This is a genomic window from Mycobacterium arosiense ATCC BAA-1401 = DSM 45069 (assembly GCF_002086125.1).
In the GTDB taxonomy this organism is placed as follows: Bacteria; Actinomycetota; Actinomycetes; order Mycobacteriales; family Mycobacteriaceae; genus Mycobacterium; species Mycobacterium arosiense.
The window spans coordinates 1-241 of sequence record NZ_MVHG01000376.1 but is presented as its reverse complement, the minus strand read 5'-3'; the positions used below and the strand labels follow the sequence as shown (position 1 = coordinate 241).

1 protein-coding gene is annotated in these 241 nt (G+C 68.5%); it reads left to right on the top strand.

Features of this window, described 5'->3' with window-relative positions:
* The coding region (locus BST14_RS32245) for a hypothetical protein (protein ID WP_211280867.1) at nt 1-241 on the top strand (241 nt) is incomplete at both ends.

Here is a 241-nt window from a genome sequence, read left to right as displayed (position 1 = left end):
GTTCGACAAGCGCCTGGCCCAGGAAGAAGTGTGGATCCGCCAGGGCATCAAGGCCCGCCGCACGCGCAACGAAGGGCGGGTTCGGGCACTGAAGGAAATGCGTCGCGAACGCGCCGAGCGCCGCGAGCGCCAGGGCAAGGCCAGCTTCCAGCTGGAAAGCGCGGACAAGTCCGGCAAGCAGGTGATCGTGGTGGAGCACGTCAGCTTCGCCCATCCCGGCGGCCAGCCGCTGGTACGCGAC